This is a genomic window from Citrobacter telavivensis (assembly GCF_041807075.1).
Taxonomy (GTDB): Bacteria; Pseudomonadota; Gammaproteobacteria; order Enterobacterales; family Enterobacteriaceae; genus Citrobacter_A; species Citrobacter_A telavivensis.
Genome location: NZ_JBGUBF010000003.1, coordinates 224,972 through 250,011 on the forward strand (window position 1 = coordinate 224,972; position 25,040 = coordinate 250,011).

A 25,040-nucleotide genomic window follows, 5' to 3' on the forward strand; every position below is an offset into this window, starting at 1 on the left:
GCAGCTCAATATATATAAGTTTTTATATATTACTATATAAATATGGGCCTTGCACCGAAGAATTTGTAAGCATTATTATTTCCGACGATTTGTGGCTTATTTTAAATGGAATGTCGGCATGTTAATTAAACGCAATATAGTAGCACTATTTGCTTTCTCCTTTATCGCCAGTGCATCAGCTTCAGAATTATCCATCGGTGCGGGTGCGGTATATAATGAATCTCCTTATCGTGGGTATAATGAAAATACCCATGCCATTCCCCTCATTAGCTATGAAGGTGAATCATTCTATGTCCGGCAGACCGCTCTGGGCTACATTTTGTCTAAGAGTGAACAAAATGAATTTAGCGTGACCGCCTCCTGGATGCCGTTGGAATTTGATCCTTCTGATAACGACGACCACGCCATGAAAAAGCTCGACAAGCGCGACAGCACAATAATGGCGGGCGCGGCATGGTATCACCATGAAAGTTGGGGCAGCGTGAAGGTCTCTGCCGCCGCCGATGTCCTGGATAACAGCAACGGCTGGATGGGGGAATTATCGCTGTTCCGCAAAATTCCTGTCGGCCAACTTTCTCTGATCCCATCCGTCGGCGTTTTCTACTACGATGAAAATTTTAACAATTACTATTATGGTGTTTCAGGTAGCGAATCCCGCCACAGCGGCTTAGACCGTTATTCCGCGCAGGACAGTTGGGTTCCTTACGTCAGTCTGACCGCGAAATACCCCGTCACCGACAATATTGTTCTGATGGCGAGCGCGGCTTACAGCGTGCTGCCGGATGAAATTAAAGACAGCCCGATGATCGATCGTGACGATAGCTTCACCTTCCTGTCAGGTGTGAGCTGGCGCTTCTAAAGTCGTGAGAAGACTTGCCGGATGGTGGCCATTACCCCGGCCTGGGATTGTGTAAATTCGAGGTCTGCCGCCATTCGGCATATTTCTACCGCTATTCTGATAAGAGAACTACACTGTAATGGTAATTGTCCCGGAACTGCCTGTTGCCGGGAGTCACTCCCCCTCTCCATGAAGCATAGTTGACCCATACAGCATATTAAACTGTAGTTTGTGATAAATATGCCCGTTTAACTTGCGCCGTCGAATATTCACACTGAAATAGAGTAACGCTCTGATAATTTGTTTTTAGATATTATTTAACAGCGTCTGGATTTATCCTTCAGCTATTCATTCTGCACTTTACCAATAGCGAGATTAAAATGATCGCTTCAGGTATCTATTGAAATTAACTCTATTTTTTTTAAACTTGCGTAAGACAATATCTACAAGGACTTACACATGTTTAGCTATCGATAGTTCAGTAAAACGTGAGTATGTAATGATGGAATACCAGTTACATGGATTTATGATAGGTCGGGAAATATTTTTTGACATCAATGAGTCGAGAATTTTCAGGCTTCCGGTAAATAAAATGGACAGTGTAATTGCATTTGGTGGCGTATTTTTTAACCACACGATGTTACGCTTGTTTGTTTATCTTTTACTGAACGCCCGGACCCATTATGTTTCAAAAGATGAGTTACTCGTCAACGTCTGGGAAAAAAATGAATTAAGTGCTTCGACACAGCGTTTGTCTACGATGGTAAAAAATCTCAACAACAAATTATATTTGCTGGGATTACCCCAGCATTCCATCGTCAGCGTAAAAGGAAGCGGATACATACTGGCACTGGATAATATTCAACCGCTCTACAGTGTGGTAGATGAGGCAGATTATCAAATATAGGTATCACTCAATCGAGTGCCAGCTTATTCCGTAGCGTGATGTCGCCTGCGGATTATTATCCCTGGACGTCAACGCCCAGGGTTTTTTTTATATGTCAGGCAGAAAACGAGTCGCAAACATAAGGCGAATCCCCTGAACGTTTCAGGCATCTGACAAAATTCGACCATTTCCCTTGTTTGATCAAGGCAGCCGCGTCATTCTCTCTGGCACTCTGTGGTTTTACGGCGGAGGGAGGGAGCAATGAACCGGTTTATCATGGCGGATGCGGCAAAGTGTATTGGCTGTCGTACCTGCGAAGTCGCATGCGTGGTCTCGCATCAGGAGAATCAGGACTGTGCCGCGGTGTCAGCAGGACATTTTGTCTCACGCATCCGGGTTATTAAGGAAAATACGTTCACCACCGCCGTTGCCTGCCACCAGTGTGAAGATGCGCCGTGTGCCAATGTCTGCCCGACCCAGGCCATTCGTCGCGATCGTGGACATATTTTTGTTGAACAGGCGCACTGTATTGGCTGCAAAAGTTGCATGCTGGCTTGCCCGTTCGGCGCAATGAACGTCGTCGCGCAAACCTCGCGCGTACAGGCAGTGAAATGCGATCTCTGTTGGCATCGTGATACGGGACCTGCCTGCGTAGAGGCTTGCCCGACGGGGGCCTTGAATTGTCTGGATGCGGCGAGCGTGCAACGCCAGCGTTTACACGCTCAGCCTTTATAAGCGCGTCACCCGGCCTGGTTGGGCCGGGACAGCGTTATTGATTTTCCGCCCAGGCGCGTTCTACCTCTTCAGCCAGAATTTTTACCCCAGCTTCAATTTTCTCCGGATCGGGAACATAGTTCATACGCATACACTGGTGCGTGTGCGGCCAGGGCTTATCGAGCCCCGGGAAGAAGTAATGTCCCGGTACCATCAGCACACCACGTGCTTTCAGGCGCTGGTAGAGCAGTTCGGTGGTGATGGGCAGGTCCTGGAACCACAACCAGAGGAAAATCGCCCCTTCAGGTTTGTGAATTAAGCACCGATTTTCAGGTAAATAGCGGCGGATGATCGCAATAGTCTGCTGAACGCGCTGTAAGTAAAACGGCTTGATAACCGTTTCTGACAGTCTCATCAGGTCGTTGCGCTTAATCATCTCGCACATCATCGCCGGTCCAATCCCGCCGGGCGCGAGGCTGATGATACCGTTCATATTGGCGATAGCCGTGATGATTTTTTCATTGGCGATGATGATGCCGCAGCGCGAGCCAGGCAGGCCCAGCTTGGAGAGGCTCATGCACAGCACAATGTTGGGATTCCACAGCGGACGCGCTTCGCTAAAAATAATACTCGGGAACGGTACGCCATAGGCATTATCAATCACCAACGGAATACCGTGCTGGTTGGCAAGCGTGTCGAGTTTTATCAGCTCTTCATCTGTGATGACGTTACCCGTCGGATTGGTTGGTCGGGAGACGCAGATCATCCCGGTCTCTTCGCCAATGTGCAGATGTTCAAAGTCAACGTGATACTTGAACTGGCCCTCTGGCAGCAGTTCAATATTCGGTCGCGCCGAGACGAACAGATCCTCCTCCAGCCCGGAATCCGCATAGCCGATGTATTCCGGTGCAAGAGGGAATAGCACCTTTTTGGTGGTCCCATCGGCGCGACGGCCAGCAAAAAGATTAAACAAGTAGAAAAATGCGCTCTGACTGCCGTTTGTTAGTGCAATATTCTGCGGTTCGATATCCCAACCCAGATTCTCACGGAGTAGCGAAGCGAGCGCGGTCAGCAGCTCGGTTTTCCCCTGCGGACCGTCATAATTGCAAAGCGCATCAGTGAGTTTGCCGTTTTCCAGCATCTCAGTCAGGAGTGTATGGAAGTAATCCTGCATCGCCGGGATTTGTGCCGGATTTCCGCCGCCCAGCATGATTGCGCCAGGGGTGCGTAAACCGTCATTGAGGTCCTCCATCAGGCGGGTAATGCCTGAATGGCGGGTGAATTTGTCGCCAAAAAGTGAAAATGTCATAACGGATGGTCTGTCAAACGCTGAGTCGAAGTGGGTTACCTTAACGCTAGCACTGGCAGGGTGCAAATCGAGCTGAAATGCGTGTTTTGGCGTTTTACGCTTATAATTTTCATAAAGGTGGCGTTTTATTCTGTGATGTCTGAGGGGTTTCAACCCTCAGACGCCGGTTCACGTTAGCGCTGACCTGCCCAGATGACCATTACGGTGTCGTCGCCGTGCTGGCGCACGAAACCGTACCCTTGTTTGAGTGAGAGCGTGGTTTGTCGGCCTGCGCCGATGGCCGGATGTCGGGCTCTGAACTGACCGAGGCGCTGCCAGTGGGTGACATTGTCGGCTAATTTACCGCTGACATCCTGCCAGTTCATATCTGAACGCGTGCCCTGTAACGGATCGGAACCCGTAGGACCGAAAGGCCGTAAGGATTCATCACCATAGAATATTTGAACGGCACCGGGGGCTAACAACAGCAACTCAGCCGCTTTATCACCACCTTCGCGGAACAGGCGAGTATCGTGCGAAGAGAGGTAGCTCAGCACATTAAAACCCTGTAATTTTTCCGCCATCTGTTGCCAGGTGAGATCCATACCAGACAGGCAATCGACTGTTTTTGCAGCCTGCTCCTGATAGTCAAAGTTGATCATGGCGTCAAAGCCGTGGCGATAGTAATCGCTTTGCATCACGCCGTGGCCCCAGGCCTCGCCGGTCATCCAGAACGGCTTATCATCGAGCGCTTTGTCCGGGTTGGCTTTTTTCCACTCCACCAGCGCCGCGCTGGCCTGCGTTTTTAGCTGTTGCCAGGCCGGAAGTTCGACGTGTTTCGCGGTGTCGACGCGAAATCCATCGACACCGTAATCGCGCACCCATTGGCTCAGCCAGTGGGTCAGATAATCCCGGGGCGTGTAGCCTTCAATGGCTTTCGCGCGTGTATCGGTTTTGTGTTGATAAAACACCGGCAGGCCGGAGGGGATCGTCGACTCGGTCTTCAGATCCGGCAGAAAAGCCAGCGACATCGTGAGATCGTCAAAGCCAGGGTTGTCGTAATCGCCAATATCAGTACGGATCCACGCTTTCCCCCACCATTTTTCCCAGGCGGCCTTATCGCTAAAGTTGATGTAATCATTGAAGCTGTGCCAGCTTTGTCCGGCAGCGGGTTTCCAGTCTGTCCAGCGATCGCCGAGCGTTTTTTTCAGCTCATTGCCAGAAAGATAGAGCGCGCCGAACTGATATTCCTGCATATCTGCAAGCGTCGCGTAGCCGGTATGGTTCATCACCACATCAAAGAGAATGCGGATCCCGCGCTGATGTGCGCCGTCAATCAACGCGCGCAGATCGTCCTCACTGCCCATGTTGGCATCAAGGGTGGTCCAGTCCTGGGTGTAATAACCGTGATAGGCATAGTGCGGGAAATCGCCTTTTGTGCCGCCGCCCACCCAGCCATGGATTTGTTCGAACGGCGCGCTTATCCACAACGCATTCACGCCCAACTGTTGCAGATAATCCAGTTTGCGGGTCAGACCGCGCAAATCGCCGCCGTGAAACGTGCCGATTTCCTCCATGCCGTCTTTATGGCGACCGTAACTCTGGTCATTCGAGGGATCGCCGTTCTCGAAACGGTCGGTCAGCACAAAATAGACCGTGGCGTTGTGCCAGTCGAACGGAGCAGGCGCATCGGTCTCTGCCCGTTCCAGCAGTAACAGACCGTTACTGGCCGGAGCGGGTTGCAGGGTTATTCGTCCGTTTTTAACCATGGCGGTCTGTCCGCTGTAAAAATCGCGCACCACGCTGCCTTCCGGGAAGGTCTGTGCGACCTCTAACGTCAGTGGCGAACCCTCCCACGTCGGACACTGGCGCACCACATCTGCTGTCGGTTTGGCCTCGCGCGGCACCGTAATCATCAATGTTGGCGTGCCAGAGCGGGTATCGATTTCCAGCGTGTAACTGTCGTCTTTGAACAGACGCCACTGCGGCGGGGCGCCTTCGCACGGGATCAGCGAAAGCATCTGATTGAGCTTTATCGCGTTAGCCGGCTGCCAGCACTGTTGGTCAAAATTTAGCGTTAATGAGCGTGTACCCTTAGTCAGCTCGGCGTGGCTGGCAAACTTACCGGTTCCCTCGGCGGTGAAGGCGGGGAAGCCCTGAGACGTCCATGTTGCGGCGCTCGCGATACCTGGCAGCAGCGCGAGGGCAATGGCGGCAAGTTTCATGATGCGGTCCTTTTTGCGGCGATTTTAATCAGTTTGCCTGAGAACCCGCTGATGAAACTCATCCTTCAACCGCATTCAATCAGGATGAGGGGTACGGATGAGTGATTTAGGGCAAAAAATAGCCTTGATTTGCGATAACCACCACAAATCTTTCGAATTAGTCCCTCGCGGGATAGTTTATGCGTGACACGGTTTCGGAATTGGCCTATTCATTAGGGTGCTCTTGATCGCTATTTTTGATATGATTTGAGATTCGAATCTCAAAATTGTGAAAAATAAAAGGTGTTGGAATGATTCAATCCGACCAGGAGACCTAATGATATTGACTCCCATGCGACGATATGGGGCAATGATTCTTATGTTACTCACTATGGTATTTTCGGGTGAGGTGCTGGCAAAGACGCACACAACAACATCGAGTCAGAAGTCCCACGTAACCAAGACAAGTCATAAACAGGTAAGCAGTAAACAAGAGTATTCTCGCAATAGTGCAAAGAGCAGTTCACTTCCTGATTTGCGAAAATACCCTTCCGGAACACCAAGAAAAAAAGCGTTTCTCCGGACCGTTATGCCTTATATTACCAGTCAAAATGCTGCGATCACGGCCGATCGTAACTGGCTGATCTCAAAGCAGTATCAGAACCGTTGGTCACCGACCGAGCGTACGCGTATGAAAGACATCGCGAAGCGCTACAAGGTGAAATGGTCTGGCAACACGCGGAGCATTCCGTGGAATACGTTGCTGGAACGCGTAGACATTATCCCGACCAGTATGGTGGCGACGATGGCGGCGGCAGAAAGCGGTTGGGGTACCTCTAAGCTTGCGCGTAGCAATAACAACCTGTTCGGCATGAAGTGTGCGAAAGGGAGTTGTAACAATGCGCCAGGTAAAGTGAAAGGTTACTCTCAGTTCGATTCCGTCAAAGAGTCGGTCAACGCTTATGTGATCAACCTGAACACGCATCCGGCTTACGCCTCTTTCCGTAAATCGCGCGCACAGCTGCGTAAAGCGGATCAGGAAGTGACGGCGACGGCGATGATTCATAAGCTGAAGGGTTATTCAACGAAGGGACAGAGTTACAACAACTATCTGTTCGCGATGTACCAGGATAACCAGCGATTAATCGCAGCTCATATGTAATCCCGAACGCCTTCTGCAAAGAAGGCGTTTTTGTTTCTACCTTACCGCATCACACCAACACTTCACTGTTCAGATCGCGATACTCTTTCGGCGTAGTGTCGTACTCTTTCTTAAAGACAGAATAGAAATATTGCAGCGAAGGATAGCCGCACATCTGCGAGATTTCGTTGATCGACAGCGTCGTGGAAATCAACAGGCTGCGCGCTTTCTCCAGCTTTTCCGCGTGGATCACCGCGTGAATGGTCTCCCCCACTTCTTCTTTAAACCGCTTCTCCAGATTAGAACGTGAAATTCCGACCGCATCCAGAACCTGATCCACTTTAATGCCTTTGCAGGCGTGGTTACGGATATAGTGCATCGCCTGAATGACGGCGGGATCGGAGAGGGAGCGATAGTCTGTCGAACGGCGTTCAACGACGCGTACCGGAGGGACCAGAATGCGCTGAAGCGGCAGTTCCTCATTTGCCAGCAGGCGATGCAACAATTTTGCCGCCTGATATCCCATTTGCCTTGCGCCCTGAGCCACCGACGACAGCGCAACCCGTGACAGATAGCGGGTCAGTTCTTCATTATCAATGCCAATGACGCACAGCTTTTCGGGTACCGGAATATGCAGGTGTTCGCAGACCTGAAGCACATGACGGGCGCGAGCGTCGGTGACCGCTATAATGCCCGTCTGTGGCGGCAGGGTTTGCAGCCAGTCTGCCAGCCGGTTCTGTGCGTGTTGCCAGAGTTCCGGCGCGGTTTCCAGTCCCTGATACACCACGCCACGATACTTTTCCTCCGCCACCAACTGGCGGAAGGCATGCTCGCGTTCAGCAGCCCAACGCTTTCCGCTGGAGGCGGGCAGGCCGTAAAAGGCAAAACGGTTGACACCTTTTTCTTTCAGGTGCAGAAAGGCGCTTTCAACGAGGGCATGGTTATCGGTGGCAATGTAATGGACGGGGGGATAATTTTCCGCCAGATGATAGGAGCCTCCGACACCGATGATGGGCACATGGACATCAACTAACAATCGCGCGATCTCGTCGTCGTCATAGTCAGCAATAACGCCGTCACCTAACCACTCTTTGATGTTATCAATACGGGCGCGGAAGTCCTCCTCTATGAAGATGTCCCATTCGGATTGCGAGGCTTGTAGATATTCACCGACCCCTTCCACAACCTGACGGTCGTAGGCTTTGTTGGCATTAAATAACAGGGTAATACGGTGACGTTTATCAAACATGTTTCTGTCTCTGCTCAATCTTTCATAAACGACAATGCCGGACAGGTGTGACCGGCATGAAAATAGCCCTATTTTTCTGCAGTTCAGGCGCGGCGTTTTGTCGCCGAATCCATCCACACTGCCAGCAACAGAATTGCACCTTTCACGATGTACTGCCAGAACGTTGGGACATCCATCATACTCATTCCGTTGTCCAGAGAAGCCATAATAAATGCGCCCATGACTGCGCCTGCGACGCTGCCGACACCGCCAGCCAGGCTTGTTCCGCCAATGACGCAGGCGGCAATGGCATCCAGTTCAGCGATATTTCCCGCCGATGGCGACCCGGCACCGAGACGCGAACTGAGGATAAGCCCGGCAATCGCCACCATCAGACCGTTGATGGCAAATACCGCCAGCTTGGTCCGCGCGACGTTAATGCCGGAAAGACGGGCGGCCTCCAGATTGCCACCGATGGCATAAATACGTCGGCCAAATGCGGTTCGCGTGGCCATAAACATCCCGGCGAGCAGCAAGAACACCAGCAGCAGAACGGGCGTCGGCACGCCGCGATAATCATTCAGTAGCCAGATGGCACCTAACACAATGATGGCGGTCAACGCCTGGCGACCCACGACGCTGGTTGATGCCGGGGCACCGAGCCCCAGGGACTGCCGACGCATGCGTCCACGCCACTGCCAGCCGATAAACGCCATCAAACCGATCGCGCCGAGGGTGAAGCCCAACCCATTGGATAAGTAGCTTTGCCCAATTTGCGACATAGCAGAACTGGTCGGCGATACGGTTGTACCATTGGTGATGCCGATCAGGATACCGCGAAACGCCAGCATCCCGGCCAGAGTCACAATAAACGACGGGACTTTGCGGTAGGCGACCCACCAGCCATTCCAGGCGCCGAGCAGTAACCCCAGCGCCAGCGTTACAATAATGGTAAACGGCAGCGGCCAGCCCAGCCAGACGTCACAGATAGCCGCGACGCCCCCCAGCAGCCCCATCATGGAACCGACAGAGAGATCGATTTCCGCTGAGATGATGACGAACACCATGCCGACCGCCAGGATCCCCGTAATCGCGGTCTGGCGGAGCAGGTTGGAGACGTTACGTGCGCTGAGATACGCACCGTCCGTTGTCCAGGTAAAGAACAGCATGATCACAATGATGGCCGCGATCATCACGAACACCTGGAGATTTAGCGATTTAACCCCGGGAAAAACGCCCGTCAGTGGGGCGGTGAGTTTGACTTCAGACGGATTGTTTTTCGACATGATGTTCGCTCCTCAAAGCGGCTTCCATCACCTGCTCTTGCGTCAGGTTATGATTGACCAGGTTGGCTTTCAGTTTTCCTTCGTGCATCACCAGAATGCGGTCGCTGAGCCCCAGAACTTCGGGCAGTTCCGACGAGATGACGATAACGGCGATGCCCTGCTGAACGAGCTGGTTAATGAGCTTGTAGATTTCATATTTCGCGCCGATGTCGATACCCCGGGTGGGCTCATCAAGGATGAGAATTTGCGGGTTGAGCAACAGGCAGCGCGCCAGAATCGCTTTTTGTTGATTCCCGCCGCTCAGACGTCCGATCGCCAGCTCAGGAGAGGAGGTTTTGACTTTCAGACGTTGCAGGGATTCGAGGATGCATTTGTGTTCGGCAGCATCGTCTAGCTGGCTCACCTTGCCGGTAAACTGATCGAGCGCGGCGAGAGTAATGTTTTTCCCCACCGCCATGACCGGCACAATGCCATCGCGCTTACGGTCCTCCGGGACCATGGCGATCCCGTGGGCGATGGCTTGCTGACAGTTGCGGATATTGACGGCCTGGCCGTCAATCACGACTTCACCTTCCCAGCGTCCGGGCCATACGCCAAACAGACACTGAACAAGTTCTGTGCGTCCTGCGCCCACCAGACCGGCGATCCCCAGAATTTCACCGCGCTTAAGCGAGAAGGAGACGTCATTCACGCGCCGAATATGGCGATTGACGGGATGCCAGGCCGTGAGATGATCAACGCGTAAAATCTCTTCACCCGTGGTGTGAGGTTCGCTGGGGTAGAGTGCGGTGAGCTCGCGACCAACCATCATGGTGATGATATCGTCTTCGCTCATGCCAGCCGCGTCGCGGGTGCCAATATGCTTGCCATCACGGATCACGCAGATCGTGTCGGAAATGGCCTTCACTTCGTTCAGTTTGTGTGAAATATAGATGCAGGCGATATCGTGCTGTTGCAGATCGCGGATGATCTCCAGCAGCACGGTCGTTTCCTGCTCGGTGAGTGACGCTGTCGGCTCGTCCAGAATCAGCAGGCGCACCTGTTTATTCAGCGCTTTCGCAATTTCAACCAGTTGTTGCTGACCAAGTCCCAGATCGCCTACCCGGGTATCGGGAGAAATAGCCAGGCTGACCTGATTGAGCAATTTTTGGCAGCGCAGGGTCATCATGTCGTAATCAAGCACGCCATGACGGCTTATTTCGCTGCCGAGGAAAATATTCTCCAGCACGGTTAAGTGTTTAACCAGTGCTAGCTCCTGATGGATGATGGCAATTCCTTTGCGTTCGGTATCACGAATATGGTTGGCCTGCAGTGTTTCTCCGGCAAATTCAATTTCACCTTCGTAACTACCATGGGGATAAATACCGCACAGTACCTTCATCAGCGTCGATTTACCCGAGCCATTCTCGCCGCATAATGAAATAATTTCACCGGCATTCAGTCTGAGGCTGACGTTATCAATCGCCTTGACGACACCGAAGGTTTTGGTGATGTTCTTCATTTCAAGTAGACAGGACATAGCGACTCCGCAGTAGCCAATGAGAGATCCCGGCATGATGGGAAATGCGCGCCCTCAGCGGTTGCCGGGGCGCTGCGCTTACAGTTCGCTCTGCTTATGGAATCCGTCTTTAATCACGGTCTCATTGATGTTGTTTTTGTTAACGTCAATCGGCGTCAATAAGCGGGAAGGGACATCTTTCAGACCGTTGTTTAACGTAGCGTCGGCTTTAGGTTGCTGTCCGTTGCCCAGTTCTACGGCGATTTCGGCGGCGGTATTGGCCAGCAGCGTAATCGGCTTATAGACGGTCATGGTTTGTGTTCCTGCGACAATGCGTTTGATACCCGCAAGGTCGGCGTCCTGACCTGAAATCGCCACTTTCCCTGAAAGCCCCTGCGCACTGAGCGCCTGAACCGCCCCGCCTGCCGTTGCGTCATTGGAGGCGACAACCGCGTCAATGTTGTTATTGTTCGCGGTTAAGGCGTTTTCCATTATTTTCAGCGCATTTTCCGGCAGCCAACCGTCAACCCACTGATCGCCCACCACCTTTATTTTTCCGGAATCGATATACGGTTTTAAGACTTTCATCTGCCCGGCGCGGAAGAGTTTGGCATTATTATCGACCGGCGAACCGCCCATCAGAAAATAATTTCCCTGAGGGACGCGCTCAACTAATGCCTGAGCCTGTAACTCACCCACTTTTTCGTTATCAAATGAAATATAGAAATCAATGTCAGCGTCATTGATCATGCGGTCATAAGCTAAAACTTTAATACCTTCCTGTTTCGCCTCTTTAACCACGTTACTTAATACTTGTCCGTTATAAGGAATAATAACGAGGACATCCACCCCTCGGTTGATCATATTTTCAATCTGCGACATCTGGGTTTCTTCATTCCCGTTCGCGGATTGCACAAAGACTTTAGCGCCAAGCGATTCGGCTTTGCTGACGAAAATATCGCGATCTTTCTGCCAGCGCTCGAGGCGCAGGTCATCAATCGCCATGCCGATTTTAATTTCTTTGGCATGTCCCGCCACGCTGGTAAGCAAAAGGGAGGTGCAGACAGTGAGTAAGAGATTCTTCATCTTCATAATCGTGATGCCTTTTGTTAGAGGGAGCAACAATAAAAGTAACAATCACAGCATAAGACGTTGCAGAATTTAGCAATTCATACGGGGAAGACAATTACAGATTTTTATCTTGCGGTTACGAAATTTGGTTTATTTCCTGAATTATGACCAGGATCTTACTTTTTACCGTGGGGACTGGATGTTGCATTTATGCCAGCAGAGTACCCATTTTTTGCAAATGGATATTTTTATTTTGCGAGGTGGCGCACACTTGTGAATTCTCTCAATAGCAGTGTGAAATAACATAATTGAGCAACGGGAATAGAGTGACCAATATTACGGCATGACCTATCACCGCCGTATTTCCTGATTATGGAGTTCATTATGCAGGCATATTTTGACCAACTCGATCGCGTTCGTTATGAAGGTTCCCAATCCACTAATCCGTTAGCATTCCGTCATTACAATCCTGATGAGATCGTTCTGGGCAAACGGATGGAAGATCATCTGCGTTTTGCGGCCTGCTATTGGCACACCTTCTGCTGGAACGGGGCTGATATGTTTGGTGTTGGGGCGTTTAATCGTCCGTGGCAGCAACCGGGCGATGCGCTGGCGCTGGCGAAGCGTAAAGCTGATGTCGCGTTTGAGTTCTTCCACAAGCTGCATGTTCCGTTCTACTGCTTCCACGATGTTGATGTTTCGCCGGAAGGCGCGTCGCTAAAAGAGTACAAAAATAACTTTGCTCAAATGGTGGATGTGCTGGCTGAGAAGCAAGAACAGAGCGGCGTGAAGCTGCTATGGGGCACGGCAAACTGTTTCACCAACCCACGTTATGGCGCCGGGGCGGCCACGAACCCGGATCCGGAAGTCTTCAGTTGGGCGGCCACTCAGGTGGTGACAGCGATGGATGCCACGCACAAACTGGGCGGTGAAAACTATGTGCTGTGGGGGGGACGTGAAGGATACGAAACCTTGCTCAATACCGACCTGCGTCAGGAGCGTGAGCAAATTGGCCGCTTCATGCAGATGGTGGTTGAGCACAAACACAAAACGGGATTCCAGGGCACGCTGTTGATCGAGCCGAAACCACAGGAACCGACCAAGCATCAGTATGACTATGATGCGTCGACCGTTTACGGCTTCCTCAAGCAGTTCGGTCTGGAAAAAGAGATCAAACTGAATATCGAGGCTAACCACGCGACGCTGGCGGGCCACTCATTCCACCACGAAATCGCGACGGCAATTGCGCTGGGTCTGTTCGGCTCTGTGGATGCCAACCGGGGGGACGCACAGCTGGGCTGGGATACCGACCAGTTCCCGAACAGCGTAGAAGAGAACGCGCTGGTGATGTATGAAATTCTCAAAGCGGGCGGTTTCACTACCGGTGGTCTGAATTTTGACGCCAAAGTGCGCCGTCAGAGTACAGATAAGTACGATCTGTTTTATGGCCACATCGGCGCGATGGACACGATGGCACTGTCGCTGAAAATCGCGGCACGCATGATTGAGGGTGGCGAACTGGATAAGCGCGTCGCGAAGCGTTATGCCGGCTGGAGTAGCGAACTGGGTCAGCAGATCCTGAAAGGACAGATGTCGCTAAGCGAACTGGCGCATTATGCTGAACAGCACAACCTGGCACCGGTACATCAGAGCGGCCATCAGGAGCAGTTGGAAAACCTGGTGAATTATTACCTGTTCGATAAGTAATCGACGTCACCGGGTGACGCAGTGCTTTCCCGGTCGGTTGTTTTTTACAGGCCCGGTGAGCATTGTGTCACCGGGCATTTTCAGTTTAAGGAACCCACTTTATGTATATCGGGATCGATCTTGGCACCTCGGGCGTGAAAGCGATTTTGCTCAATGAGCAAGGCGAGGTGGTCGCATCGCAAACGGAAAAACTCACTGTCTCCCGTCCTCATCCGCTCTGGTCGGAACAAGATCCCGAACAGTGGTGGCTGGCGACGGACCGCGCCCTGAAGGCGCTGGGCAAACAGCATTCATTAAGCAAAGTAAAAGCGCTGGGGATTGCCGGGCAGATGCACGGCGCGACGTTGCTCGACAGCCAGCAGCAGGTACTGCGACCGGCCATTCTGTGGAATGACGGACGCTGTGGCGAGGAGTGCGCGTTGCTGGAGTCAATGGTGCCGCAGTCGCGGGCTATCACCGGTAACCTGATGATGCCTGGATTCACAGCACCGAAGCTGCTGTGGGTACAGCGTCACGAGCCTGCGGTTTTCCGCCAGGTAGCGAAAGTGCTGCTGCCAAAAGACTATCTGCGTTTACGCATGACGGGTGAGTTTGCCAGCGACATGTCTGATGCCGCGGGAACGATGTGGCTGGATGTGGAAAAACGTGACTGGAGTGACGTGATGTTGAATGCCTGTGGCCTGACTCGTGACCATATGCCTGCGCTATTCGAAGGGAGTGAGATTACCGGCAGGTTGCTGCCTGATGTCGCAATGGCGTGGGATATGCCTGCGGTTTCTGTTGTTGCGGGTGGTGGCGACAATGCCGCAGGTGCGGTGGGCGTGGGAATGTTCAACGCCGATCAGGCCATGCTGTCTCTGGGGACGTCCGGCGTCTATTTTGCCGTTAGCGACGGTTTCCTGAGCAAGCCCGAAAGCGCGGTACACAGTTTTTGCCATGCGTTGCCTGAGCGCTGGCATCTGATGTCGGTGATGTTAAGTGCGGCCTCCTGTCTGGACTGGGCGGCGACGTTAACCGGTCTGGTGACGGTGCCGGCGCTGATTGATGCGGCGCAGCAGGCTGATGATGCCGCAGACCCCATCTGGTTTCTGCCGTACCTTTCAGGTGAGCGTACGCCGCATAACAATCCTCAGGCGAAAGGCGTTTTCTTTGGTCTGACCCATCAGCATGGGCCTGCTGAACTGGCGCGCGCGGTGCTGGAAGGGGTGGGCTATGCGTTGGCTGACGGGATGGACGTGGTACACGCCTGTGGCGTTAAGCCGCGTAGCATCACGCTGATCGGCGGTGGTGCACGCAGCGCGTACTGGCGGCAGATGCTGGCGGATATCAGCGGTCTGCAACTGGATTATCGCACCGGTGGCGACGTGGGGCCGGCGCTGGGCGCCGCCCGTCTGGCGCAAATAGCGATGAACCCGGAGAGATCGTTAGTGGAACTGTTGCCACAACTCTCGCTTGAGCAGACGCATATGCCCGATGCGCAACGTCATAGCGTTTATCAACAGCGCCGCGAAATCTTCCGTCGTCTTTATCAGCAATTACTTCCACTCATGTCCTGAGCCTGAATCCCTCCTGGTCGCAGGAGGGATTTATCTAATCGATAAGAAAATCAAAATAATAGATTAATCGCATGAATGAATTCTGAATTCTCCTGCTGACACTATTTTTCGTTGTTGTCTTTACGGGGTTGTCCCTACTCTGATCCCCTATTGGATAAGGGGACTCAGTGAAAAGCTCAACGTTGATTTCATGGTTGTTGCTCATTTCCGGCATATCGACTTACGTTATCGGCTTATGGATGGCATGTCCGTCACTGAGCGGAAAGGGCTATTTTCTCAGTATCCTGGTGACCGCAATGTTTGTTACGTACGTTTATCTGCGTGAGGCTATGCGCGAGCAACTCGACGACCGCTTTGTCTCCACATGTCAAATGGTGGCGCTGATTACGCTTGGCTTATTTCTGGTTGGGATTATCAATGCGCCGCTTTCGCTGAGTGAACGGGCAGTCTATCTCGTGGCGCTGTGCGTGAGTTTGCAGGGATTCGTACGCGTGGTTCGGGTTAAATAAAAGGAGATCACATTGCTGTGGTGCTGTCTGGTCTGCTATCTGCTTCGCCGCCTGAAACGGCGTTCGGTCTAATTTCCCCCCAATGCCCGGTTCAAAAGACCGGGCATTTCAACGTCAACTGACCAGTCTGCGCGTATCGAGTCGTTGTAACAGCATTGAAAGCAGTAAACTGCCTGCGAGGGTGGCGCTAAAGATCCACAGTATATCCAGCGGTGGCCAGCGTTTGATGTCCAGTCCGCCAGTGCGTAACGCATGAATAATGAGCGCATGAAAACCATAAATGCCGAGCGAATGGCGGGAGATCAATCCCAGGCCAGGGACGGTTTGCGTGTTCAGCGTGTTTTTGACCAGAGTAAGCAGTGCGACGGCGCAGATAAAAACCATCGGCCCGCAATAGAGATACCAGGTATCGGCAAAATTACCGCGCCACTGCAATTCATGCAGCGTCCCACGAGATATGACCCACACCGCAACCACGAAAAGCCCCGCGCTTAGCCAGGAAAGCGCACTTTTTTGCGTCTCCATCATGCCAATGGCGCGCCCCAGCATTCCGTACAGAATGTAGTAAAAGGTATCGCCGTTGATATACAAATTAATGGGGAGCCACTCGAACCCGCCCACTTTTTGCGACACGGTGTTTGGGTTGGCGAGGATGCCAATGACCACCATCAGCACCAGCAGCATTTTGCCGCTGACGTTTTTTACCTGAATCAGCGGTGAGACCAGGTAGATTACGGCAATCGCGAAGAAAAACCACAGGTGATAAAACACCGGCTTTTGCAGCAGGTTTTTTAAGGAGAGTCCGGCGTTAATCGAGGTAAATAGCGTGATGTAGAGCAGGGCGACGGCGCTGTAGAACAGCAGGCACAGCGCGATGCGTAAAAAATGGCGCGATTGCGCGCTGCGCTCGCCAAAAAAGAGATAGCCCGAAATCATAAAAAACAGCGGTACGCTGACGCGGGATGCCGAATTCAGTATGTTGGCAAGATCCCAGTTAACGGAACTGACGCTCTGTGCATTTGTAATGTACCAGGTTGTAGTGTGAATCATCACCACCATCAGACAGGCGATCCCTCGCAGGTTATCAATCCAGAAAATTTTGGGCTGCATCAGTTCCTCTGTTTTCGTTTCAAAAATGCTCTGACTCACATTTTGTCAGCCTGTCTCGCTGGATTAATCTGAGTTTTTACACTAAAGCTTGTGATGGTCCGATGAGATTCGCAAAATGCGTCTGCCACACCGAACGTAATAATAATAAGACTGATCAGTAAATTAGGCGGTAATAAAATGATGATGAAATCTTTCTTTCCAGCAATGGTGATGCTTCTGCTGGCAGGATGTACAACCTCTCAACAACCGCCGATGCAAAAGGCGCAGAAAGCGAAAGTCAGCCCCACGCGCACGCTGGATATGGAAGCGTTGTGCAAGGATCAGGCCGCGCGACGCTATAACACCGGCACGCAGAAAATTGATGTCACGGGCTTTGAACAATTTCAGGGGAGTTATGAGATGCGCGGTGCTACCTTCCGTAAAGAGAGTTTTGTCTGCTCTTTTGACGCGGATGGGCAGTTTTTACATCTTTCCATGCGCTGAGTCCTGCCTTTTTCCCGTTTCGTACTGTATATCTTGCAGTCAGCGGGTATACTGATCCCTTCCTTTTAAAACCACACGTATCCAGCACGAAATACTATGCAAAAGTTTGATACCAAGACCTTCCAGGGCCTGATCCTGACATTACAGGATTACTGGGCTCGCCAGGGCTGCACCATTGTTCAACCTTTGGACATGGAAGTGGGCGCAGGTACCTCGCACCCGATGACCAGCCTGCGCGCGTTGGGGCCAGAACCGATGGCAACCGCGTATGTGCAACCTTCTCGTCGTCCCACTGATGGACGCTACGGCGAAAACCCAAACCGTTTACAGCACTACTATCAGTTCCAGGTGGTGATTAAGCCCTCTCCGGACAACATCCAGGAGCTGTATCTCGGGTCGCTGAAAGAGCTGGGCATGGACCCCACCATTCACGACATTCGGTTCGTGGAAGATAACTGGGAAAACCCAACGCTGGGTGCCTGGGGTCTGGGCTGGGAAGTGTGGCTGAACGGGATGGAAGTGACGCAGTTCACTTACTTCCAGCAGGTTGGCGGACTGGAATGTAAGCCGATCACCGGTGAAATCACCTATGGTCTGGAACGTCTGGCGATGTACATTCAGGGCGTAGACAGCGTTTACGACCTGGTCTGGAGCGACGGCCCGTTGGGTAAAACCACTTACGGCGACGTGTTCCATCAGAACGAAGTGGAGCAATCCACCTACAACTTCGAATACGCGGATGTGGACTTCCTGTTCACCTGCTTTGAGCAGTACGAGAAAGAAGCGCAGCAACTGCTGGCGCTGGAAACCCCACTGCCGCTGCCTGCCTACGAGCGTATTCTGAAGGCCGCCCATAGCTTCAACCTGCTGGATGCTCGTAAGGCCATCTCCGTCACTGAACGTCAGCGCTACATTCTGCGTATTCGTACCCTGACCAAAGCGGTGGCAGAAGCTTACTACGCGTCCCGTGAAGCCCTCGGCTTCCCGATGTGCAATAAAGACAAATAAGAGGCGGCCATGTCTGAGAAAACTTTCCTGGTGGAAATCGGCACTGAAGAGCTGCCACCAAAAGCCCTGCGTGACCTGGGGGAGAATTTCTTCAATAACATCGTATCTGGGCTGAATGCCGAAAGAATTGTGATTAACGACCCAGACAATTGTCAGTGGTATGCGTCACCAAGAAGGTTGGCGTGTAAGTTCACTGGACTAGCAACACAGCAACTCAATAATGAAAATTTGTTGTGGGGCCCTCCGTCAAGAATTGCTTTGTCTCCAACTGGGGTTTTGACAAAAGCAGGGATGGCTTTTGTCTCCAAAATATCATCACAGGTCATTGATAATTCAAAAGAATATACTATTGATGAAATCAATGGAGATTATGATTTACTTATATCAAAAGCATATGATGGAAAAGAGGAAAAGCTGAATGCTTTGATTCGCAATGAGCCTAAGAATACATCCGATATTCTTCCTGGAATAATTGATAAAGCACTAAAAAATCTGCCGATCCCGAAACTGATGCGCTGGGGGGCGAGTGACGTGCACTTCGTGCGTCCGGTACACACCGTCACCCTGCTGCTGGGCGACAAAGTCATTCCGGCAACCATTTTGGGTATCCAGTCCGATCGCGTCATTCGCGGCCATCGCTTTATGGGCGAGCCGGAATTTACCATCGACAATGCCGACCAGTATCCGCAGATCCTGCTGGAGCGCGGTAAGGTCATTGCCGACTACGAACAGCGTAAAGCCAAAATCAAAGCGGATGCGGAAGACGCGGCGCGTACCATTGGCGGGAATGCCGATCTGAGCGAAAGTCTGCTGGAAGAAGTGACTTCGCTGGTGGAATGGCCAGTCGTACTGACGGCGAAATTCGAAGAGAAATTCCTCGCGGTACCTTCTGAAGCGCTGGTGTACACCATGAAAGGTGACCAGAAGTACTTCCCGGTCTACGCCAACGACGGCAAATTGCTGCCGAACTTTATCTTCGTTGCGAATATCGAATCGAAAGATCCACAGCAAATCATCTCCGGTAACGAGAAGGTGGTGCGCCCGCGTCTGGCGGATGCCGAGTTCTTCTTTAATACCGACCGTAAAAAACGTCTGGAAGACAATCTGCCGCGTCTGCAAACCGTGCTGTTCCAGCAGCAACTGGGTACGTTGCGCGACAAGACCGATCGTATTCAGGCGCTGGCGGGCTGGATTGCCGGTCAGATTGGCGCAGACGTTAACCATGCTACCCGCGCGGGCCTGCTGTCGAAATGTGACCTGATGACCAACATGGTCTTCGAGTTCACCGACACCCAGGGCGTGATGGGCATGCACTACGCCCGTCACGATGGTGAAGCGGAAGATGTCGCTGTTGCTCTGAATGAACAGTATCAGCCGCGCTTTGCCGGTGATGACCTGCCGTCTAACCCGGTTGCCTGCGCACTGGCGATTGCGGACAAGATGGATACCCTGGCGGGTATCTTCGGTATCGGTCAGCACCCGAAAGGAGATAAAGATCCGTTCGCCCTGCGTCGTGCTGCACTGGGTGTGCTGCGCATTATCGTTGAGAAGAACCTGAACCTCGACCTGCAGACGCTGACCGAAGAAGCGGTGCGTCTGTACGGTGACAAGCTGACCAACGCTAACGTCGTTGATGACGTCATCGACTTCATGCTCGGCCGCTTCCGCGCCTGGTATCAGGATGAAGGCTACACGGTGGATACCATCCAGGCGGTACTGGCGCGTCGTCCGACTCGCCCGGCAGATTTCGATGCGCGTATGAAGGCGGTCTCCCACTTCCGCACTCTGGAAGCGGCCTCTGCGCTGGCGGCTGCCAACAAGCGTGTTTCCAACATTCTGGCGAAGTCTGATGAGACGCTGAACGAGCGTGTTAACGCCGCGACGCTGAAAGAGCCGGAAGAGATCGCGCTGGCGATGCAGGTTGTCGTGCTGCGTGACAAGCTTGAACCGTACTTTACCGAAGGTCGTTACCAGGACGCGCTGGTGGAACTGGCTGAACTGCGTGAGCCGGTTGATTTATTCTTCGAAAAAGTGATGGTGAACGTTGAGGATAAAGAGCTGCGCGTTAACCGTCTCTCGATGCTTGAAAAACTGCGCGAGCTGTTCCTGCGCGTAGCGGATATTTCGCTGCTGCAATAAGCGTGGCGCCAGCAATAAAAACCTGCCTCCGGGCAGGTTTTTTTATGGGTACAGTTTGGACAGAGCAGTCAGCGCGCTTACTGCAGCCGCAGTTCTGTCAGACAGGTCTGGCTGTCATCCTTCGTGGCAATCGCGTGTGACGCCGTTTTGCCGTTGTAGCTCACTTCTATTGTCCCTTCGATGTTGCGCGGCAACCAGACGCCGATAAACCCGTTCTGATAGCTTTTGATGGGTTTCTGAATCAACACATCGCCTTTCTTATCCGTCACTTTAACGTTGAACGTGGTATCCGGCATTTCACCCTGACAGCCGGAAAGGCTGTGGTTAAAGCACGGGTGAGTCTGTTGTTGGTAAGGCGCAAAGGAGAGATAGAACTTTTCGCCCAGCGGCAGGGTATACATCTGCCCATCAGAGGCGAGTTTTAACTCGGTACTGGTGATGGAAGCCGAATACGGTAGCGGACGGGACTGTGGCGTTTGATCGATGGTATCCACGATCTGTTCGACTGACTTACCGGCAAGACCATGTTCGGCAAGGAACGCGGCTTCTGGTGATGCAGCAAATGCGGTGCTGCTGGCGAGTAAACCTAACGTAAGGAACAAAGGGAGTCTGGACATAGTGTCAATTCCATGTGTAAAACAAGGTTTTTACTATAAAGCTTACCCTTAGGGAAAGGTCAAAGCCTGGACAGGTAAAGTAATGCAAAGAAGGGGAATGGGGATGGCAAAAGGTGGGAGAGAGATAAAAAAAATCCCCGCCGTCTGGCAGGGATCTTGAATTCTGAGCTTATGTAAGCTTACAGGCTGGTTACGTTACCAGCTGCCGGGCCTTTAGCGCCGCTTTCGATGGTGAAGGAAACTTTCTGACCTTCATCCAGAGATTTGTAGCCTTCGTTCTGGATAGCAGAGAAGTGTACGAACACGTCTTTAGAGCCATCGTCAGGAGTGATGAAGCCGAAACCTTTGTCAGCGTTGAACCATTTTACGATACCAGTCATTTTACCGGACATAGTGTATTACCTTTTAAAAAATAAGTGTGCCTTTCGGCGATATGGCGTGCTCTACAGATTTTTTAAGCGTTAAGGAAATGCGCACTACGAGGGGTATCAACGATAACTCTTGAAGGGGACTACCTTACTAAACTGCTTTAATGGTCTGTACGTCAAACCGTGGGACGCATTAACTCATGTAACGCCAGTTGATGCAACTGTTATTTTGCTCCTGGTGGGTTAAGTGGTCAGAAAACGGCCCTGTATCAGGACCGTTCATTAATCATTGTCGACTACTCCATCAACTGCTTACTCAATGCCGGGTTAGCCTGTATCAGGCGCATCAGCTTCAATTCCGTACTGGAGGGTTTAACGCGTCTTGATTCCCACTCCTGTACCAGTGCAACCGTTACGCCTAACGCTCTGGCGAAATCATCTGTTTTAAGTCCACTCCCTCGTCGTAGCTGTTCAACTTCGCTAAAGGGGCTTGGCTTATTTGTCAGGGTGATTCTTGATGATTCTTCTTTAAAAACAATTTGTTCCAGGCTGCTCAGCAGCTCAAACATAGGATCTTTAGATTCCATTGAGAACTCCTCTAAATCACACTGCGGGATCGTGAATTTCATCGAAGCCAGTTAAGAATAGTCGCAAAAGAGAAAGTATGGAGGGCGTCACATTTTCAGGGGAGAGAAAGACTCGTTTCAGCGACGAGGGGAAGGCGGATGAGTAGCCTGCTAAAGATCTGATAACGGGCGCTATATCACGCGTGACAGAGAGAATTGTAAAGATTACGAAAATCTGACTATTTCCTGGCAGGTTGTTACCTGCCAGGAAGGGGAGATCAGGCTTTTTGCGCGGCGTGAGTCGGCGATTCTGCCAGTGTTGAGGAAGTAGAGAGCTGGCGTTTACTTGCCCAGTATTTCACCATTAAGGCAAATGCGGAAACCAGTGCCGGAATCGCAAGGAATGTGAAGATGGTTTCAAACGCGAGCTGTGCCTGCATCAGGAAGGCACCGCTAAACGCACCGAGAATGCCACCAAAACGGCCCAGACCTAACATCCATGCCACGCCGGTCGCACGGCCCTGCGTGGGGTAAAAACCTGCCGCCAGCGCGGGCATGGACGATTGTGCGCCATTCATGATCGTCCCGGCGATAAAGACCATCACCCCCATGAGCACCAGGCTGCTGGTGGAGAACCCTACCAGGCAGACGAACACCCCGGTCAGCAACCAACCGACCGCGACCACTTTGTTCGGGTTGAATTTGTCCATCAGCGCACCCAGCACCAGGACGCCAATCCCGCCGCCCAGCGGGAACAGGGCGGTTATGATGGACGCCTGACTCAGCGTGGCCCCCGTTTCACGGATCAGCAGCGGCAGCCAACTGGTCAGCAGATAGAAGATCAGCAATCCCATAAAGTAGGTCAGACACAGCATCACCGTGCCCAGCGCGTAACGCGGCGAGAAGATGACGCCCAGTGCCGATTTCTCTTTAATCTGGCCGGTTTCACGCAGGACAAAGTGCGTTGCTTCCGGCAGCGGGGCGATACGGCGCAGAATAGTGCCTATCTGCTGTTGTGATTTGTTCTTTACGACCAGATAACGGGCGGATTCTGGCAGCAGGAAGATCAGCACCACCGCCAGCGCCAACGGCATCACGCCGCCGAGGATCAGCACGCTTTGCCAGCCGTAATGCGGAATCAGCCAGGCGGAGATAAACCCGCCCATCGACGACCCAATCGGGAATCCGACGAACATCAGATTCACCAGCAGCGCACGACGGCGTTCAGGCGCATATTCACTCATCAGGGTTGCGGCATTGGGCATCGCCGCCCCCAGGCCCAGACCGGTTAAAAAGCGCAGTGCCGTCAGTTGGTTCAGCGTGCCGGCAAAGGCGGTGAGCAGGCTGAAGCCGCCAAACACCAGAATCGACATGATCAGGACTTTTTTGCGACCGATACGATCGGCCAGTGGACCCGCAGTGAGCGCCCCCACGGCGAGACCGACCAGCGCAGCGCTCATGACCGGACCGAGTGCGGATTTTTCAACCCCCCACTCCTGAACGAGATCGGAGGCGATGAACCCAATAATTGCGGTATCGAACCCGTCCATCGCGACGGTCACAAAACACAGCACGAGGATCATCCACTGGTATTTTGAAAATGGATGCTCGTTAATAAACGCTTGAATATCAGTTGTTCTGTTTGTCATGCGGTCATTCCTGCGAAAGCCACGCGGGGGACAGAGGGCGTTTTTATTTTCTCCACCGCTAGCGTTTGGATTAATTGTGCGATTATCGAACGTTTATTCGGTAATCGTTCAACTAATCAAAACATCGAAGTCCTTGTTCGGCAATCATCCTGCCGTGGTAAACGTGCGATAATCGTACGAATTGCCCCTGCGCTGGCTTTGCTAACGATGAAACTCTATTAAAATCATAGGACTACTTCATGGCAATACCCCCACGGCAGAGACGGTAAATGTGATGCAATTAACAATAAAGCAACAAATCAACGATCGGCGTTCCGCCATGCGAATTTCCGCCACAAGATTACGCGTAAGGGGTATCCTGCGAGCCTGACCTGGACTATCCTTGTAAGCCGTAAGGCACGCGTGTTGCGTTGTGCGCATTTTTGGGTGAAAGGAGTATTAAAATGGCGACAGGTAAGTCCTGCTCTCGCTGGTTTGCGCCTCTTGCGGCGTTATTAATGGTAGTTAGCCTGAGTGGGTGTTTTGATAAAGAAGGCGATCAGCGTAAGGCATTTGTCGATTTTCTACAGAATACGGTGATGCGTAGCGGCGAGCGTCTACCCACCCTGACTGCCGATCAGAAAAAACAGTTCGGCCCGTTTGTTTCTGATTACGCCATTCTGTATGGCTACTCGCAGCAGGTGAATCAGGCGATGGATTCCGCGTTGCGTCCGGTCGTTGATAGCGTTAACGCCATCCGTGTGCCACAGGATTATGTGACACAACGTGGGCCGCTACGTGACCTGAACGGTTCTCTCGGCGTACTGGGCCAGCAACTGCAAAATGCGAAACTACAGGCGGATGCGGCGCATGGCGCACTGAAACAGACCGATGACCTGAAGCCGGTGTTTGACCAGGTGTATAAGAAAGTAGTGACGACGCCAGCAGACGCGTTACAGCCGCTGATCCCAGCCGCACAGATCTTCACTCAGCAGTTGGTCCAGGTGGGTGACTTTGTCGCGCAGCAGGATACGCAGGTTAGCTTTGTGGCGAATGGTATTCAGTTCCCGACGTCGCAACAGGCAAGTCAGTACAACACATTGATTGGGCCGTTGGCCTCGCAGCATCAGGCATTTAATCAGGCCTGGACTGCGGCGGTAAACGCCATCCAGTGATGAAGTTGCCGGGCAGGCGA

Annotated in this window: 22 protein-coding genes; 11 read left to right on the forward strand and 11 right to left on the reverse strand. The window is 52.3% G+C overall.

The annotated features are described in order from the left end of the window. Window positions 1-118 precede the first annotated feature (118 nt). The 3 genes from ACERJC_RS15790 to ACERJC_RS15800 all read left to right on the forward strand — a co-directional run bounded on the left by ACERJC_RS15790 (window position 119) and on the right by ACERJC_RS15800 (window position 2,459). On the forward strand, window positions 119-859 hold the full coding sequence (locus ACERJC_RS15790) for a MipA/OmpV family protein (RefSeq protein ID WP_152400553.1): 741 nt from the start codon (window positions 119-121) through the stop codon (window positions 857-859). 478 nt (window positions 860-1,337) lie between these two features. Next, complete coding sequence (locus ACERJC_RS15795; RefSeq protein ID WP_226991609.1) at window positions 1,338-1,745, forward strand: winged helix-turn-helix domain-containing protein; 408 nt, start codon at window positions 1,338-1,340, stop codon at window positions 1,743-1,745. 240 nt (window positions 1,746-1,985) lie between these two features. Then, window positions 1,986-2,459, forward strand: coding sequence for a 4Fe-4S dicluster domain-containing protein (locus ACERJC_RS15800; protein WP_152400551.1), 474 nt, complete (start codon window positions 1,986-1,988; stop codon window positions 2,457-2,459). Between the two features lie 34 nt (window positions 2,460-2,493). Here the strand turns inward: ACERJC_RS15800 and avtA are convergent, their stop codons facing one another. Then, window positions 2,494-3,747 (reverse strand): valine--pyruvate transaminase, encoded by a 1,254-nt coding sequence (gene avtA, locus ACERJC_RS15805; RefSeq protein ID WP_152400549.1) that lies wholly within the window; start codon window positions 3,745-3,747, stop codon window positions 2,494-2,496. A 173-nt stretch (window positions 3,748-3,920) separates the two neighbouring features. After that, complete coding sequence (gene malS / locus ACERJC_RS15810; protein WP_373672042.1) at window positions 3,921-5,951, reverse strand: alpha-amylase; 2,031 nt, start codon at window positions 5,949-5,951, stop codon at window positions 3,921-3,923. A 316-nt stretch (window positions 5,952-6,267) separates the two neighbouring features. On the opposite strand from malS, the gene ACERJC_RS15815 reads away from it, so the two are divergent. Continuing rightward, entirely contained in the window at window positions 6,268-7,092 is an 825-nt protein-coding gene (locus ACERJC_RS15815; protein WP_178826323.1) for a protein bax, read from the forward strand. A gap of 49 nt (window positions 7,093-7,141) precedes the next feature. On the opposite strand, the gene xylR is transcribed toward ACERJC_RS15815, so the two are convergent. The 4 genes from xylR to xylF all read right to left on the reverse strand — a co-directional run bounded on the left by xylR (window position 7,142) and on the right by xylF (window position 12,175). Continuing rightward, window positions 7,142-8,320, reverse strand: coding sequence for a D-xylose utilization transcriptional activator XylR (xylR, locus tag ACERJC_RS15820; RefSeq protein WP_152400543.1), 1,179 nt, complete (start codon window positions 8,318-8,320; stop codon window positions 7,142-7,144). Window positions 8,321-8,403: 83 nt separating this feature from the next. Continuing rightward, entirely contained in the window at window positions 8,404-9,585 is a 1,182-nt protein-coding gene (gene xylH / locus ACERJC_RS15825) for a xylose ABC transporter permease XylH (RefSeq protein WP_152400541.1), read from the reverse strand. Further along, window positions 9,563-11,104 carry a xylose ABC transporter ATP-binding protein gene (locus tag ACERJC_RS15830; RefSeq protein WP_373672043.1) on the reverse strand — a complete coding sequence of 514 codons (1,542 nt, stop codon included), beginning with the start codon at window positions 11,102-11,104 and terminating at the stop codon, window positions 9,563-9,565. Before ACERJC_RS15830 ends, xylH begins: the two co-directional genes overlap by 23 nt. A gap of 78 nt (window positions 11,105-11,182) precedes the next feature. Beyond that, window positions 11,183-12,175 carry a D-xylose ABC transporter substrate-binding protein gene (xylF, locus tag ACERJC_RS15835; protein WP_042998578.1) on the reverse strand — a complete coding sequence of 331 codons (993 nt, stop codon included), beginning with the start codon at window positions 12,173-12,175 and terminating at the stop codon, window positions 11,183-11,185. A gap of 363 nt (window positions 12,176-12,538) precedes the next feature. Here xylF and xylA point away from each other — a divergent pair, with 363 nt between their 5' ends. The 3 genes from xylA (at window position 12,539) to yiaB (ending at window position 15,926) form a co-directional block, all read left to right on the forward strand. Beyond that, complete coding sequence (gene xylA, locus ACERJC_RS15840; protein WP_373672044.1) at window positions 12,539-13,861, forward strand: xylose isomerase; 1,323 nt, start codon at window positions 12,539-12,541, stop codon at window positions 13,859-13,861. Window positions 13,862-13,962: 101 nt separating this feature from the next. Further along, window positions 13,963-15,417, forward strand: a complete 1,455-nt coding sequence (xylB, locus tag ACERJC_RS15845; protein WP_152400536.1) for a xylulokinase — start codon at window positions 13,963-13,965, stop codon at window positions 15,415-15,417. 167 nt (window positions 15,418-15,584) lie between these two features. Further along, a complete protein-coding gene (gene yiaB / locus ACERJC_RS15850) occupies window positions 15,585-15,926 on the forward strand; it encodes an inner membrane protein YiaB (RefSeq protein ID WP_152400534.1) in 342 nt (113 codons plus the stop codon). 114 nt (window positions 15,927-16,040) lie between these two features. Here the strand turns inward: yiaB and ACERJC_RS15855 are convergent, their stop codons facing one another. Further along, complete coding sequence (locus ACERJC_RS15855; protein ID WP_373672045.1) at window positions 16,041-17,036, reverse strand: acyltransferase; 996 nt, start codon at window positions 17,034-17,036, stop codon at window positions 16,041-16,043. A 177-nt stretch (window positions 17,037-17,213) separates the two neighbouring features. Here ACERJC_RS15855 and ACERJC_RS15860 point away from each other — a divergent pair, with 177 nt between their 5' ends. From ACERJC_RS15860 to glyS, 3 genes are all read left to right on the forward strand, one after another. Further along, complete coding sequence (locus ACERJC_RS15860) at window positions 17,214-17,519, forward strand: YsaB family lipoprotein (RefSeq protein ID WP_152400531.1); 306 nt, start codon at window positions 17,214-17,216, stop codon at window positions 17,517-17,519. Window positions 17,520-17,615: 96 nt separating this feature from the next. Next, window positions 17,616-18,527, forward strand: a complete 912-nt coding sequence (gene glyQ, locus ACERJC_RS15865) for a glycine--tRNA ligase subunit alpha (protein ID WP_042323214.1) — start codon at window positions 17,616-17,618, stop codon at window positions 18,525-18,527. A 9-nt stretch (window positions 18,528-18,536) separates the two neighbouring features. Further along, window positions 18,537-20,666: a glycine--tRNA ligase subunit beta gene (gene glyS, locus ACERJC_RS15870; protein ID WP_373672046.1), complete on the forward strand. Its 2,130-nt coding sequence runs from the start codon at window positions 18,537-18,539 to the stop codon at window positions 20,664-20,666. Between the two features lie 77 nt (window positions 20,667-20,743). On the opposite strand, the gene cueP is transcribed toward glyS, so the two are convergent. The 4 genes from cueP to ACERJC_RS15890 form a co-directional block, all read right to left on the reverse strand. Then, window positions 20,744-21,283 (reverse strand): copper-binding periplasmic metallochaperone CueP, encoded by a 540-nt coding sequence (cueP, locus tag ACERJC_RS15875; protein WP_178827603.1) that lies wholly within the window; start codon window positions 21,281-21,283, stop codon window positions 20,744-20,746. A 179-nt stretch (window positions 21,284-21,462) separates the two neighbouring features. After that, a complete protein-coding gene (gene cspE, locus ACERJC_RS15880) occupies window positions 21,463-21,675 on the reverse strand; it encodes a transcription antiterminator/RNA stability regulator CspE (RefSeq protein ID WP_004126446.1) in 213 nt (70 codons plus the stop codon). Between the two features lie 272 nt (window positions 21,676-21,947). Further along, window positions 21,948-22,238 (reverse strand): HTH-type transcriptional regulator, encoded by a 291-nt coding sequence (locus tag ACERJC_RS15885; RefSeq protein WP_373672047.1) that lies wholly within the window; start codon window positions 22,236-22,238, stop codon window positions 21,948-21,950. Between the two features lie 257 nt (window positions 22,239-22,495). Beyond that, the gene (locus tag ACERJC_RS15890; protein WP_373672048.1) at window positions 22,496-23,866 is read right to left on the reverse strand and encodes an MFS transporter; all 1,371 of its coding nucleotides are present in this window, start codon (window positions 23,864-23,866) and stop codon (window positions 22,496-22,498) included. A gap of 443 nt (window positions 23,867-24,309) precedes the next feature. On the opposite strand from ACERJC_RS15890, the gene ACERJC_RS15895 reads away from it, so the two are divergent. Beyond that, the gene (locus ACERJC_RS15895; RefSeq protein ID WP_152400520.1) at window positions 24,310-25,020 is read left to right on the forward strand and encodes a DUF3053 domain-containing protein; all 711 of its coding nucleotides are present in this window, start codon (window positions 24,310-24,312) and stop codon (window positions 25,018-25,020) included. The last annotated feature ends 20 nt before the right edge of the window (window positions 25,021-25,040 follow it).